Here is a 245-nt window from a genome sequence, read left to right on the forward strand (position 1 = left end):
GGATCAGGAACACCATCAGGATACCGAACACGATCGCAAGCGTTGCCGTATTCCCCAGGTTGGATTCCTGATACGCCGTACCGGTCCAGCCCATGCCCCAGTTATCACCCAGCGTCTCCTGCACCACTTCTTCCATGGCTTCGATGGCCTGAGCCGAGCTGTAGCCCGGTGCCGGGTTACCCTGGAACTGCGCCCCTGCGTAGACCCCAAACCGTGACACGACCGCAGGCCCCGTCTGACGTTCG

1 protein-coding gene is annotated in these 245 nt (G+C 61.6%); it reads right to left on the reverse strand.

The window, feature by feature from the left end; all coding sequences use genetic code 11:
• On the reverse strand, positions 1 to 245 hold a 245-nt coding region (locus R0J88_RS22565), incomplete at both ends, for an efflux RND transporter permease subunit (RefSeq protein WP_410901257.1).

The organism is Pseudoalteromonas sp. SIMBA_162, assembly GCF_046535955.1.
GTDB lineage: Bacteria > Pseudomonadota > Gammaproteobacteria > Enterobacterales > Alteromonadaceae > Pseudoalteromonas > Pseudoalteromonas marina.